The organism is Serratia microhaemolytica (genome assembly GCF_004011885.1).
In the GTDB taxonomy this organism is placed as follows: domain Bacteria; phylum Pseudomonadota; class Gammaproteobacteria; order Enterobacterales; family Enterobacteriaceae; genus Serratia_G; species Serratia_G microhaemolytica.
In genome coordinates this window covers 1-13,961 of record NZ_SBEF01000033.1, presented here as the reverse complement: position 1 = coordinate 13,961, position 13,961 = coordinate 1, and the positions used below count along the sequence as shown (strand labels likewise).

Here is a 13,961-nt window from a genome sequence, read left to right as displayed (position 1 = left end):
AAATTACCAACGACTACAATATGTTATCAGCACGTTATGTAGGGCGTTTTGCTCCATCACCTTCAGGTGATCTCCACTTCGGTTCACTTGTTACCGCGTTAGGCAGTTACCTCCAGGCACGAGCACAGCAGGGCTTGTGGTTAGTTCGAATTGAAGATCTCGATCCTCCACGTGAAATACCAGGCTCAGCACAGCGCATACTGACGACGCTGGAACGTTATGGCCTTAATTGGGATGGTAGCGTGCTGTATCAGTCACAGCGCCATGAAGCCTACCGCGCCGCGCTAGATTGGCTACAGCAACAGCATCTCACTTATTACTGTACTTGCCGACGTAGTCGCATCCAGCAGTTGGGTGGCTACTATGATGGTCACTGCCGCGATCTGGATATTGGCGCAGAAGGGGCTGCAGTACGCTTACGGCAATTAAAACCAGTCTATCATTTTCATGATCAGCGACTCGGCTTACAATGTATTGATGCTGCTCTGGCACGAGAGGAGTTCGTGTTACGCCGTCGCGATGGGCTGTTTGCCTATAATCTCGCAGTGGTAGTCGATGATCACTTCCAGGGCGTTAACCAAGTAGTACGCGGTGCAGACCTGATTGCAGCGACCGTATGGCAAATGGCGTTATACCAGCAATTGCAGTGGCCAGTACCAAGTTACGTTCATTTGCCGTTGGTACTGGCGGATAACGCAGTAAAATTGTCCAAGCAGAATCATGCCCCAGCACTGCCAGCAGGCGATCCTCGCCCAGTACTGGTACGTGCGCTACATTTTCTGCACCAACCGGTAGCAGACAACTGGCAGGATCTTAATCTTAGCCAACTGTTAGCGTCGGCTATCGTGCATTGGCAGTTACAAACTGTGCCTAAACAAGCGGGCTGTTTGGTATAAAAAAATAATAACATTCTCAAATTCGTGATGGTGAGCTATGATTAGCCGCTGTTTTTGTTAACACCATTTTACTTGTCACTGTTGAGGTGCACTATCTTTACTCGAGTCGCCAAATTTTGCCGTAATATACTGGCTCGCAATAAAAAATTGCCAAGCAGTTCCATACCTGCTGAGGATGTCAAACCACCGCAGCAGTCGGCAGCGGTAACCGTATCGGCTGAACCTCGCCGTAAACCAAGCTCACCCCGCGCTCCACGTCATGGTGGGCGTAAACGTCCACCGATCGCCAATAGCAGGCAAAGCGGTGGTATAACGATCATTCCGCGAGATCAACACCCCATTTCGCGTAAAGATATCAGTGAAAATGCACTAAAAGTGCTCTATCGCCTCAATAAGGCTGGCTATGAAGCCTACTTGGTTGGCGGCAGTGTACGCGATCTACTATTGGGTAAAAAACCGAAAGATTTTGATGTCACTACCAACGCCACACCGGATCAGGTGCGCGCACTTTTCCGCAACTGTCGTTTGGTTGGTCGCCGTTTTAGATTGGCACATGTCATGTTTGGGCCAGAGATTATCGAAGTAGCGACTTTTCGTGGCCCGCACGATCTGGGTAACGAGTCAGACAAAAACTCTTCTCAACGTGGGCAGAACGGCATGTTACTGCGCGATAATACCTTTGGCTCTATTGAAGAGGATGCCGCGCGTCGCGACTTCACCATCAACAGCTTATATTATGGTATTGCCGATTTTACCTTGCGTGATTATGTTGGTGGGCTGCCTGATTTACAACAAGGCGTGATCCGCCTGATTGGCGATCCCGCCACCCGTTATCGTGAAGATCCGGTACGGATGCTACGTGCAATCCGCTTTGCGGCCAAACTGGACATGACACTGAGCAAAGAGACTGCAGATCCGATCAAGGCGTTGGCTCCGCTACTAGGTGATATTCCCCCGGCACGATTGTTTGAAGAGTCACTGAAACTACTGCAGGCCGGTTATGGTTACTCAACCTATCTCAAGCTGTGTGAGTATCAGCTATTCGAGCCATTGTTCCCACTGATTGCCCGCCACTTTACCCCGCAGCGTAACTCGCCATTAGAACGTATTCTGTTGCTGGTGCTGAAGAATACTGATCAGCGCTTGAACAATAATATGCATGTTAACCCCGCTTTCCTATTCGCGGTGATGCTCTGGTACCCACTGCTGGAACATGCACAAAAACTGGCACAAGAGAGTGGACTGACTTACTACGATGCATTTGCACTAGCAATGAATGATGTGCTTGACGAGCAGTGCCGTTCATTAGCCATTCCCAAACGGATCACCACTTTGATCCGTGATATCTGGCAGCTACAGCTACGTCTATCACGCCGTCAGGGCAAACGGGCATACAAGCTGATGGAACACCCGAAGTTTCGTGCTGCCTACGATTTGCTGGCACTGCGTGCCGAAGTGGAAAACAGTGCTGAGCTGTCGCGCTTGGCACAGTGGTGGGAAGAGTTTCAGACTGCAACAAGTGCGCAACAGCAGGGGCTGCTGAACTTGCTGGACAGGGAATCTGCACCGCGTCGGCCTCGACAACGGCGTAAAGGGAGTCGCCAGGGAGCATCATCATGATACGGGTTTATATTGCTCTAGGCAGCAATCTTGCCGATCCTGTTGTTCAAGCTGAACGTGCAATTGCTGCTCTCAGTACCATTCCAGAGACTAAGCTGGTCCGCTGCTCGCCATTCTACCGCAGCAAACCGCTTGGCCCGCAAAACCAGCCAGACTACCTGAATGCGGTCGTTGAACTGGAAACGACCCTGTCAGCGCTGCAACTGCTCGACTACACACAAGCGATCGAGCTACAGCAGGGGCGCGAGCGTAACGGTGAACGCTGGGGAGCACGAACCCTAGATCTGGATCTACTGCTGTATGGAGATCAACAGATCAGCAATGCCCGTTTAACTGTGCCACATCCCGGTTTGAAGGTGCGCGAATTTGTTCTCTATCCGCTGGCAGATATCGCGCCAGATCTGCGCCTGCCTGATGATGAACTGCTGTCCGAATGCCTGCAACGTATCGCGCGAAATGGCATCACTGCATGGTGAATACTCCTCGGTCTGCTAGCTGTTCGTCAGTTAGCAGACGCGCTATGGCTAAGGTGCCCTACGCGGGTTGTAGAGTGCGTCAACAGTAAATAGCAACAATCCAGCCCAGATGAAAGCAAACGTGAACCACCTCTCTTGGCCGAACTGCTCATCGTAGAACACCACTGCCAGTATCAACATAATGGTCGGGCCGAGATACTGGAAAAAACCGATGGTGGAGAGACGTAAACGTGCAGCAGCGGCGGTAAACAGCAACAACGGTACCGTCGTCACTACCCCAGCCGCTGCCAGCAGCAGATTGAGTGACCAACTGTTTTGGCTGAGTTGACTCGTTGAACTATCCGCCATCCAAAACAGATAGATAGCAGCAACGGGTAGTAACCAGAGTGTCTCGATCAACATGCCTGTTTGTGAATCGACAGCAATCTTTTTGCGTATCAAACCATAAAAAGCAAAACTGAATGCCAGTACCAAGCCAATCACTGGCAGAGAGCCAAACTGCCACAACTGTAGTAACACCCCGCTAAATGCCAGCAGCACTGCCAGCCACTGTAGACGGCGAAAACGTTCACCAAGAAACAGCATCCCCAGTAACACGTTCACCAATGGGTTAATAAAGTAACCGAGGCTAGCATCCAACATATGTTGATTATTGACTGCCCAGATGAATACCAGCCAGTTGGCACCAATCAAACAGGCGGTCACTCCCAGCAGTAGCAACCGCCGAGGATGACGACATACCTGGCGGACATTCGCCCAATTGCGTCCCAGTGAAATTAAGATCAGCATAAAGAAAAACGACCAAATCACTCGGTGAGCCACAATCTCATCGGCGGGAACCTGTTGCAGAAATTTAAAGTAGGCCGGAGCAATACCCCACCAGAAATAGGCCGTTAACGCATAAAATATGCCCTGTCGGGTCTGCTGTGCATCCATGTGGTAATAACCAGATAATAATAAAATAAGGTGACGGCGATTCTACTGGACTTATCGCAGGCTGTCGCGCGATTATCTGCTGTTTGCGGGAAGATATACCGAAAAATCTCGCCTATCCTTGTAGAGGATCTTGTCCATATTGTTTTCGAACGCGCTGCACGAACATCCGTAACCCACCACAGGAATAACGATGTCAAGCCATCATGTTCAGTTAATAGATTTTTATTGATACAGCCGCCCTGTATTTGTACTTTTTCGCAATATTTTCCGGAGCATATCAATCATGCAAGTCATGCCTAAAATTGCAGTAGTGGCGCTACTATCACCGCTGATCACACAACCTGTTTATAGCGCAGAAATTCGTGGTAGCATCATCAGCCATATGCTGCAAAATTACGATAAATCGTTTACTTTTTACTCTTATGAGTCGAATTATCTGCTATACACTTTCAGCAGTGATATCAATAAGGAAGCAATAGAAGCCTACAGTTGGGCACACGAAGCCAATAAGGATGAAGTGAAATATCAACTCAGCCTGGCATTCCCGATCTGGAAAGGGATCGCCGGTAAAAATTCACTATTAGGTGCTTCCTATACACAACGTGCTTGGTGGCAACTCTCTAACACGGATGAATCAGCACCCTTTCGCGAAACCAATTACGAACCGCAGCTTTTCATCGCTTGGGCCACTGAAGCAGCAATCGGTGGCTGGACGCTGCGCGATGTTGAACTGGGTTTCAATCATCAATCTAACGGGCGCGAGGAGCCGACATCACGCAGTTGGGATCGCCTCTATTTTCGCCTGATGGCGCAACAGGGCGATTGGCAAGTGGAGATCAAGCCCTGGCTGCGTCTCTCTGAGGGCGCGAACAGAGACGATAATCCCGATATCACCAAATATTTAGGCTATTACCGACTCCGAGTGGGCTACGCCGCTAGGAACAGCGTTTTTAGCCTGGAAGGACACTACAACTGGAACAGCGGGTTTGGTAACATTCAGCTCGGTTGGAGCTACCCAATTACCTCACATGTCCGCCTCTACTCTCAGATTTTTAGCGGCTACGGCGAATCGATGATTGATTACAACTTCAAACAGACGCGCTTCGGGATTGGTGTCATGCTCAACGATATTATGTAATATGGTCGCCGATAGCCTGTGGCAAAACTGCTTCAGGCTGCTTGTGCAACCAATCGATGTCGTAGCAGTTAGATGCTCTATCGGCAATGCTGTCTAAACAATGGGGAAGTGCGTGTCAACCGCAGTGGTGATCAATAACGAGTTGCTGGCAGAACAGATATTGCACGATACCTTTGGCTATCAGCAGTTCCGTCCCGGGCAGCAGAGCATTATCAACGCGGCAATCAGCGGTCAGGATTGCCTGGTGGTGATGCCGACCGGTGGTGGTAAATCGCTCTGCTACCAAATTCCTGCCTTAATGATGCCTGGCTTGACCTTAGTGGTTTCTCCGCTCATTTCATTAATGAAAGATCAGGTTGATCAGTTGATTGCCTGCGGTGTTGCTGCTGCCTGCTACAACTCGACACAAACGCGTGAACAGCAGTGGCAAGTGTTCAATGAATGCCGTAACGGAAAAATTAAACTGCTGTATATCGCTCCCGAACGGCTGATGATGGAGAGCTTTGTTGAACTGTTACAATACAGCCCGCCAGCACTGCTGGCTGTTGATGAAGCCCACTGTATTTCACAGTGGGGGCATGATTTCCGCCCAGAATATCGCGCATTAGGTCAGTTCAAACGCCACTTTCCTACCATGCCGGTGATGGCATTGACCGCTACCGCAGATGATGCAACACGCAGTGATATTATCCATCAGCTAGGGTTGCAACAGCCGCTGATCCAGGTCAACAGCTTTGATCGCCCTAACATTCGCTACACACTAGCGGAAAAATTTAAGCCGTTTGATCAATTGCTGCGTTTTGTACAGGCGCAGCGTGGTAAGAGCGGCATTGTGTACTGTAACAGCCGCGCTAAAGTGGAAGATACCGCCGAACGGCTAAAGAATCGGGGCATTAGCGTTGCCGCTTATCATGCAGGGTTAACACACGATGTACGCAGTGCGGTACAGGAGGCATTCCTGCGTGATGATCTGCAACTGGTGGTTGCTACCGTGGCATTTGGTATGGGGATCAATAAACCTAACGTGCGTTTTGTGGTGCATTTTGATATCCCGCGCAATATCGAATCCTATTATCAGGAAACCGGGCGAGCTGGGCGCGATGGTCTACCTGCCGAGGCACTGCTACTGTACGATCCTGCTGATATGGCTTGGCTACGTCGTTGCCTGGAGGAGAAAGCGGCCGGTTCACAACTGGATGTCGAACGTTACAAACTCAACGCGATGGGTGCATTTGCCGAAGCACAAACCTGCCGTCGCCTGGTGCTGTTGAACTATTTTGGTGAAAACAAACAGCAGCCATGCGGTAACTGCGATATCTGTCTAGATCCACCGAAACGCTATGATGGCCTAGAAGATGCGCGCAAGGTGCTCTCGGTAGTCGGGCGTGTTGGGCAACGCTTTGGTATCGGTTATGTAGTCGAGGTGTTGCGTGGTGCCAATAACCTGCGCATCCGAGAGCTTGGGCATGACAAATTATCGGTCTATGGCATTGGACGTGATCAATCCAGTGAATACTGGATCAGTGTCGCTCGACAACTGATCCACCTTGGTTTTATCAACCAGAACATTGCCCTGCACTCGGCACTGCAACTCACCGAAGCCGCCCGGCCGGTGTTACGTGCAGAGACCACTCTACAATTAGCACTACCACGCATTGAACGGTTAAAACCTCGCAGTAGCAACCAGCAAAAATCTTACTTAGGCCATTATGATCGCCAGTTATTTGCCAAATTGCGCAAATTGCGTAAATCGATCGCCGATGAAGAGAATATTCCACCCTATGTCGTATTCAACGATGCCACACTGCTGGAGATGGCTCAGCAAACGCCAACCAACAGCAGTGAACTACTGTGCGTCAACGGTGTCGGTCAACGAAAACTCGAGCGCTTTGGATCTAGCTTCATTGCCCTGATTCGGCAACACATTGCTGGCACAGATGACTAATCTCACCCGCCGATGCTGCTCGCTGAACCCGATTTATGCGCATCAATGAGCAGCAGTTTGGTTACCACTTTGTCTTTCCAGTACACACACCGCAGATTGGTTACGTGTACTGTGCCCTCGCTACTCGACAAACTAACAACATCAATAATAGCTAGCGGGATAGCGTCTCGATAGACCGTTCTTTAATCATCTAGGGTATATTGATCATATAACGTAATTAAGACATTCACTTGATACCAAATAGTTTGAAAGAAATACACCCAGTTACCTGTCATAAAATTAATTATTAACCAAAAAACATTTGCCAAAAACCAACCCCACCATGCCATTCGAAAACGCATAATCATTAGACCTTGGGCGACAATTCCTATTAACATACCCAGTATGTTCATCAAAAAGAAGAAGGAAGAGAACTCTTTAAAATAATCTTGTCGATAGAGATAAAACAAAATTGCCGATCCAATTACACCAAAAACAATAAAACTTAAAAAAGCAGAGCGTTTATCATGATTAAGCGTCGCTTTATCATCTTTATCCTTATGCTTATTCCAGCTAACCAGACCAATTAAATGCGTCATAAAATAATAAACTGGCGCTATCGCAAGGCCAAATGCCTGATACTGAAATTGAATACAACCATCACCCACATTGACAACTAAGCCAATCACATTGCCAATATTTTTCCTTAGCCCCAAATAATAAACACAGGCATAACCGCCAACACTGACAAAAATTGCCAACGTTGTCCAATAACTCTCCCAAGTCACCACGCCGACTATGATGGCAATAATGGCACCTATTGTCAGATAGCATTTAGACCAGAAAGAAATCCCTTCAGGTGTTTTAGTTATCCAAGTTAGCGCTTGCTTCATTTTAAACACTCCTTCATTTTCTTTATTTCAAACTGCCTAACAACTTTAATTGCTTCTTGCAAACGCGTTCCGTAATCACTCGCAGTAATTTCAATATAGTGAATATGACGCTGCTGATACATCTTCTTAAGCCGCTGATGCAACATCACACGTCGCTCATATTGTTCATTGAAACGCGTGCCATCTTGTACAAATGGCACTGTTGGCGCGAGGAGAATCAATAAGTCATAAGTGCTATTTTTAATAAATTGCTCCAACATAGATGAAGCTTGATGAAACTCATCCAAATCATAAGGCGAGAAAACAACATGCTCATGATAATCATGCAAATAAAACAGTGTTACCAATGCATCAGTATCAACAAACAGATGGCGTGAACTGGTCATATTAATTTGGGCATCCTGGATAATCTGCCCCATACCAATTTTCACAAAGTCAGCAGGTTGATAGACTTGATGAATACCGCCTAAAAACTTCTCATGATAAGTCTTGCCATATTCCTCACTGCAACCAGAATTGAAAATTTCAGCCAAACGCTTGGTCAGCGTACTTTTACCTGTACTTTCTATACCTGAAATCACAATTCTGGAATTTAGATAAGGGCGATACTCCTCAGCCAAATAGTCATAAAACTGACTGTAGTCACTTTCGAAGTGCGAGACTGAAATATGATGGTAGAGTGATGAAAGTTTAATTAAATGGCTTTTAATCAATTTATTTTTATAATGTTCTTTGCTATTAAATATAACTTCTAAATCAGGAACTAAAGCCAGTAACTGTTGATCCCAACGCTCAGAAACCTCACTGCCATTAAAATGCGTCTCATCATGCTCGAGCATATGAATTTGATAGCAGATATCTGCATTTAAACAAATCTTTCCAATCGCTTTTGCCGTGTTGGCAAGCGTGGTATAGCGCTTACCGGCATTAACGATGAAGATGTGCAATCTTTCACAAAGAGTTCCGGCTTGTATAATGTATTCTTTGTGAGCTTTAGTGACGGCTCTAAATTTACCTGAAATAGCCCCGACACGATAAGAAAATGGCTTGTTCATAACTCCCGTTGCTCACTGTTTGATGTATAGCGTTGTATCATGGTTATCTGCCTTTGGAGGCTATCCCCTAGATGAGGTGTTAACCTGTCAAAGCGTAACTCATCACTGTTCTCATTTCGTGCTAACTTAATGCTTAAGATAACAGCGTATTTCCTGATCAAAAGAGCTAAATAATAACAGGCGAATGCTGTTTTTCAAACGGGTTGCCATCATTGCAACCGTCAGCGCAGGAGGACACAGTGTAGATCCAGTAGGCATAGCACCTAAAAACCCAGTAACAACTCACATAGCCGCACTCAGATAAGCTCATGAGATCTAATTCGCCCCCCACTTCATCATTGCTACAACAAAAAAAAGCCCTCTTCCCGTAGAAGGAAGAGGGTTGGTAATGGTGATTCATTTAGCCAGTTGTGCGCTTGGCCCGTCGATACAGCGGTAACTGAGTTTGTCACTCACCACTCGACGACAAACGTTCTACTTAAGCAACTAATTGCTCTTTAGCACAAGCTACTGGTAGATTGTGCGCTACTGCGACTTCTTTAATGGTCAACTTGTGATTAATCACATTGATACCCCTGAGTAGGGCAGAATCTTCCAGGCACGCCTGCTTAACCCCTTTATTGGCGATACGTAACGCGTAAGGCACCGTTACATTGGTTAATGCAAAGGTAGAAGTGCGTGGTACCGCACCAGGCATATTGGCTACTGAGTAGTGGATCACACCATGTTTGACATAAATCGGATCGGCATGAGTGGTAACACGCTCAGTGCTTTCAAAAATACCCCCCTGATCGATGGCAACATCCACCAACACTGTACCCGGCTTCATCTGTTTTACCATCTGCTCACTCACCAGTTTCGGTGCCTTAGCGCCTGGCAGCAACACCGCTCCGATCACCAGATCAGCATCTTTCAGCTCATGCTCTAAGTTATAAGGGTTAGAGATCATGGTGCTAACGGCATTGCCAAACAGGTCGTCCAGTTCAGCCAAACGCTTGGTGCTGACATCAAGAATAGTCACTTGAGCACCCAATCCCACGGCCATTTTAGCTGCGTTGGTACCAGCAATACCGCCGCCAATAATCACAACCTTACCACGACGTACTCCTGGCACGCCACCAAGTAAAATACCTTCACCTTGATGCGGTTTTTCCAGGAAATGAGCACCCACCTGAGTCGCCATACGGCCAGCAACTTCACTCATTGGCGCCAGCAAAGGCAGTGAACCATCATCAAGTTGCACGCTTTCATAGGCAATTGCGGTGACACCCTTTTCAATCAATGCTTTCGTCAGCTCCGGCTCAGGTGCCAAATGCAGATAAGTGAACAGGATCAAGTTCGGGTAGAAATAGCCATACTCTTGTGCCAATGGCTCTTTCACTTTCATTACCATCTCTGACTGCCAAACTTGTTTTACATCGTCAGTGATTTTTGCACCTGCAGCCTGAAACTCTTCATCAGTGAAACCCGAGCCAAGCCCTGCACCCATTTCAATCAGGACCTGATGACCATTTTTCACCATGTTGGCAACACCCGCTGGGGTAATCGCCACTCGGTTCTCATTATTTTTTATTTCTTTCGGCACACCAATTTTCATCATTTTTCTCCTATAAGTTAAATTTAAACGACAAGTGCGCGTGCGGAAGAAAAATTCTCATATTCTTTATTAGCGGCAATTTTTTCCAGCACATTAACCAGTTGATAGACTTCTTCATAACTGTTGTAAAGCGCTACTGGCGCCAGGCGAATCACATTTGGCTCACGGAAATCAGGGATAATGCGATTATTTTTTAGCGCAATACAGATACGGTAAGCATCATCATGCTCAAGACTGACGTGACCACCACGGCGATCATCTTCACGTGGATTACCGACACTGTAACCATATTGGCTTAGGCGAGTGTCGATCAAATACATTAAATAGGCAGTGATGTGCAGCGACTTAGCGCGGATTTTTTCCATGCCGACTTCTTCATAAATTTTCAGACTACCTGCCAATGGTGCCATCGAGAAGAAATGCGGCGAACCAACTTGCCAACCTGTTGCATCTTGTTGATGTTCGAAAGTATGAGAAAGCTGGAACTGGGTTTCATCTTTATTTCCCCACCAACCTGCCAAACCTGGACGTGTGGAGAAATATTTCTTATTAATATACATTCCAGCAACCGCACCTGGTCCGGCTGAAAGATACTTATAAGTACACCAAACTGCATAGTCTGGTTCTATTGCTTTAAAATCATGTGGCACTGAACCGACCGAGTGGCACAAGTCCCAACCAATGATAATGCCTCGCTCACGGGCTGCTTTAGATACTTTTTCCATATCAACAAGTTGTGAGCTACGGTATAGCACCGAGGGAAGATGTACTAAAGCGACATCATCCGTCATTGCCTCAATAATGTCATCTTCTGACAGTGTACGGCCGTCACGACTGCACACTACCTTAACGGCATCTTCTACCTTCAACCCTTTTAACATCACCATACTGTCAACAGCATAACGATCAGAAGGAAAATTGAGATCATCAACCAAGATTTTATATTTCTTCTCTGTTGGATGATAAAAAGTGGCCAAACACTGATGAATATTGCTTGTCGTACTACCAACGGTCACTATTTCTAATGGATCTGCATTTAACAATGGCGCAGTTAATTTAGCGATCACATCGGTGTAACGGAAATGCTTAGGATGATTCCACAATTTTATCCCTTCATTCTTCCATATCTCCAGCATGGAAATTAAGCTTTCTTCCGCATCCTTGGAGCAAAGCCCCAGTGAATTCCCATCCATATACATCTCACCAGGTATCTGATAGAAACGATCACGAATAGGGCGCAGGACATCTTGTTGATCCATTTCTTGGGCAAACGCCAATCCATCTTTAAATTCTCTACTCAGCATAGTATTTCTTCTCCATTTCTATCTTTAAAATTTAGACGGCTTTGTTTTTATCTAACTGACTGGAAATAACAAAGTAGAATATTCCCAGTGTCCCAAGTAAAGATACTCCGGTCATTAAATAGATACCCATCATCCAAGACCCAGTAGTCTCTACCACCCAAAGAACTAATGGTGCACCGACAAAGTTGCCGATATAGTACATTTGAGTAACGAAAGAAACGCTATAACCAAGCAACTCTTTCTGTTTTACAATTTTCGGTACAGTAATCATTACCGAGGTTGATGCCAGACTGATTGCGGTAGACAGTAAAAACATTTGCAAAACATAAGTAAAATGACCTTGAAGAAACACGGTATATAACGTCGCCAATGTCATCAAAGCGAATGAGAGCAGTGTTATTAATCCTGGCTTACCTGTTTTATCAATCAAATATCCTGCTAACGCACCAAAAGGAATACCAAAAAGAGCAAATAGACTTGCATAAAAATTGGCAGACTCCGGCGATAACTGATAAAAATCTATAAATATTTTTGGATAGATAATAATAAAAGTAAATAGTACAAAAGCCATACAGCCTTGACTAAAAGCGAGAGTCAGTACAAATTTATTTTTAAATGCCTGAGCTAATATTGAGCTTTTAGCTTTTTCCTGCTGTGTATCTTTTACCACGTGCTCAGGTGCATCTAATAACCAGTAATAGAGGACCAAACCGATCACCGACACCGCCGCTACTGATAACCAGAGGCTTGATATTCCCCACAGCTTCATCATTGGTAAGAAGGCATTCATCGCAATCAGCGATCCCAACGCAGGAAAAGTACCATAAATACCAATCGGTAAACCAGTTTCATGCTGAGGAAACCAGTGACTAATCAAAACAATACCAACCATCACAGTCACTGAGAAGGAAATCCCTTCAATTATTCTACTCAGTAACAATAAATAGAAATTGTGTTCAGCAACAAGTGCGCCCAACAAGTTACCAATAACTAAGAACACCATAATTGAGACGGCAAGTTTCTTGCCACCAAATCGACTTAAAAATGCTGCTCCAGGAATCGCAAGTACTAAGCCTGCCAGACTAAACACTGACATTAGCCACGACAGTTTGGAACTCGATACCTGAAAGAAAGGCGCAAGTTCATGCATAACTGGAACAATTTTAAATTGACTGAGGCAGACAATAACTCCCCCCAGATAGAGCACTGCAAATTTTATCCACTTATCCATCTTGGTTTTCCTTTGCTTTTTAATAAAGTAAAAACGGAGCGCTCTCGCAAAAAAGAGCAATTTCATGCGTATTTTTCAACCAAAAATCCAATACACCATACACTGTTCACAGCACAATAGATTAATGATTTAAAATTAATGTTCTCAACATTCACCACGCACTGCCTGTGCTTTTTTGATTAAGCAGTAGAAGAGATTAAATAGTTAACGGCATGGAAGAAAAGCCTATTAATCAAGTCTCATTCATACTCAGTAGTTCAGAGCAAAATCACAAAATTTTTTATTCAATACTGGCTAAACCATATAGTCCGAGGTTAGAAATTCCTACTGCAAAACAATCAACCAAACCGCTATCAACTGACAGAAATAGCATCCGTTGATAATGGTTAATTAATCAACACCAGATAAACACCTAACTGCTCTACTACTTAGATACCTGAGTAACTCTATACTGTAAAGGAAAATGTTAATCATGTTGCTTTTATTTTGTGGATAATGAGCGAAAGAGTAAAACATAATGCAACAAATGCTTGTGATCATGTGCACAAAAACATTATACAGTTGACTTTCACCCAAAAAACGACATTTAAAACCACATAAAAACCAATTTAATAGATTTAAATATCGATTTTTAAAAAAACAAAAGACTTTAATTCTTAAAAAATACACAAACTCGCAGGAGGATTGGAGTAATAATCGGGAAAAAAGCATCAGACATACGCCAAAACAGCAGATAAAATATGCAGAGCAGCACCGAATACTCGGTAAACATCCGGCGATCTCACCTTGCGAGTTTATATTAAGTGGTTAAGGTGAGCGGCAGATTAGGTGGATGAGGAGAAGGTGTTACCGGGCAGGGGCAGCAGTTGGTCCAGTTGACTATTTTTCCAT

11 protein-coding genes are annotated in these 13,961 nt (G+C 45.4%); 5 read left to right on the top strand and 6 right to left on the bottom strand.

Going from position 1 to position 13,961, the window contains the following annotated elements; all coding sequences use genetic code 11:
* Positions 1-20: 20 nt before the first annotated feature.
* The 3 genes from gluQRS (at position 21) to folK (ending at position 2,992) form a co-directional block, all read left to right on the top strand.
* Positions 21-896 carry a tRNA glutamyl-Q(34) synthetase GluQRS gene (gluQRS, locus tag EOJ37_RS10810; RefSeq protein ID WP_127959954.1) on the top strand — a complete coding sequence of 292 codons (876 nt, stop codon included), beginning with the start codon at positions 21-23 and terminating at the stop codon, positions 894-896.
* Between the two features lie 93 nt (positions 897-989).
* Positions 990-2,516 carry a polynucleotide adenylyltransferase PcnB gene (gene pcnB / locus EOJ37_RS10805; protein WP_127959953.1) on the top strand — a complete coding sequence of 509 codons (1,527 nt, stop codon included), beginning with the start codon at positions 990-992 and terminating at the stop codon, positions 2,514-2,516.
* On the top strand, positions 2,513-2,992 hold the full coding sequence (gene folK, locus EOJ37_RS10800) for a 2-amino-4-hydroxy-6-hydroxymethyldihydropteridine diphosphokinase (protein WP_127959929.1): 480 nt from the start codon (positions 2,513-2,515) through the stop codon (positions 2,990-2,992). The genes pcnB and folK overlap by 4 nt, the downstream gene beginning before the upstream one ends.
* A 48-nt stretch (positions 2,993-3,040) precedes the next feature.
* Here folK and rarD read toward each other — a convergent pair whose 3' ends face one another.
* Positions 3,041-3,928, bottom strand: coding sequence for an EamA family transporter RarD (rarD, locus tag EOJ37_RS10795; protein WP_127959928.1), 888 nt, complete (start codon positions 3,926-3,928; stop codon positions 3,041-3,043).
* A 283-nt stretch (positions 3,929-4,211) separates the two neighbouring features.
* Between rarD and pldA the strand changes: the two genes are divergently transcribed.
* Together pldA and recQ are read left to right on the top strand one after the other, a co-directional pair.
* Positions 4,212-5,066, top strand: coding sequence for a phospholipase A (pldA, locus tag EOJ37_RS10790; RefSeq protein WP_127959927.1), 855 nt, complete (start codon positions 4,212-4,214; stop codon positions 5,064-5,066).
* 112 nt (positions 5,067-5,178) lie between these two features.
* Positions 5,179-7,011 (top strand): ATP-dependent DNA helicase RecQ, encoded by a 1,833-nt coding sequence (gene recQ, locus EOJ37_RS10785; RefSeq protein ID WP_127959926.1) that lies wholly within the window; start codon positions 5,179-5,181, stop codon positions 7,009-7,011.
* Between the two features lie 182 nt (positions 7,012-7,193).
* On the opposite strand, the gene pnuC is transcribed toward recQ, so the two are convergent.
* The 5 genes from pnuC to EOJ37_RS10760 form a co-directional block, all read right to left on the bottom strand.
* Positions 7,194-7,883 carry a nicotinamide riboside transporter PnuC gene (gene pnuC / locus EOJ37_RS10780; RefSeq protein ID WP_127959925.1) on the bottom strand — a complete coding sequence of 230 codons (690 nt, stop codon included), beginning with the start codon at positions 7,881-7,883 and terminating at the stop codon, positions 7,194-7,196.
* Positions 7,880-8,938, bottom strand: coding sequence for an AAA family ATPase (locus EOJ37_RS10775; protein ID WP_127959924.1), 1,059 nt, complete (start codon positions 8,936-8,938; stop codon positions 7,880-7,882). The genes pnuC and EOJ37_RS10775 overlap by 4 nt, the downstream gene beginning before the upstream one ends.
* Before the next feature lie 478 nt (positions 8,939-9,416).
* The gene (gene ald, locus EOJ37_RS10770; RefSeq protein ID WP_240651702.1) at positions 9,417-10,538 is read right to left on the bottom strand and encodes an alanine dehydrogenase; all 1,122 of its coding nucleotides are present in this window, start codon (positions 10,536-10,538) and stop codon (positions 9,417-9,419) included.
* Positions 10,539-10,558: 20 nt separating this feature from the next.
* Positions 10,559-11,839: a kynureninase gene (kynU, locus tag EOJ37_RS10765; RefSeq protein ID WP_127959923.1), complete on the bottom strand. Its 1,281-nt coding sequence runs from the start codon at positions 11,837-11,839 to the stop codon at positions 10,559-10,561.
* 31 nt (positions 11,840-11,870) lie between these two features.
* Positions 11,871-13,070, bottom strand: a complete 1,200-nt coding sequence (locus EOJ37_RS10760; protein WP_162473690.1) for an MFS transporter — start codon at positions 13,068-13,070, stop codon at positions 11,871-11,873.
* Positions 13,071-13,961: the final 891 nt, after the last annotated feature.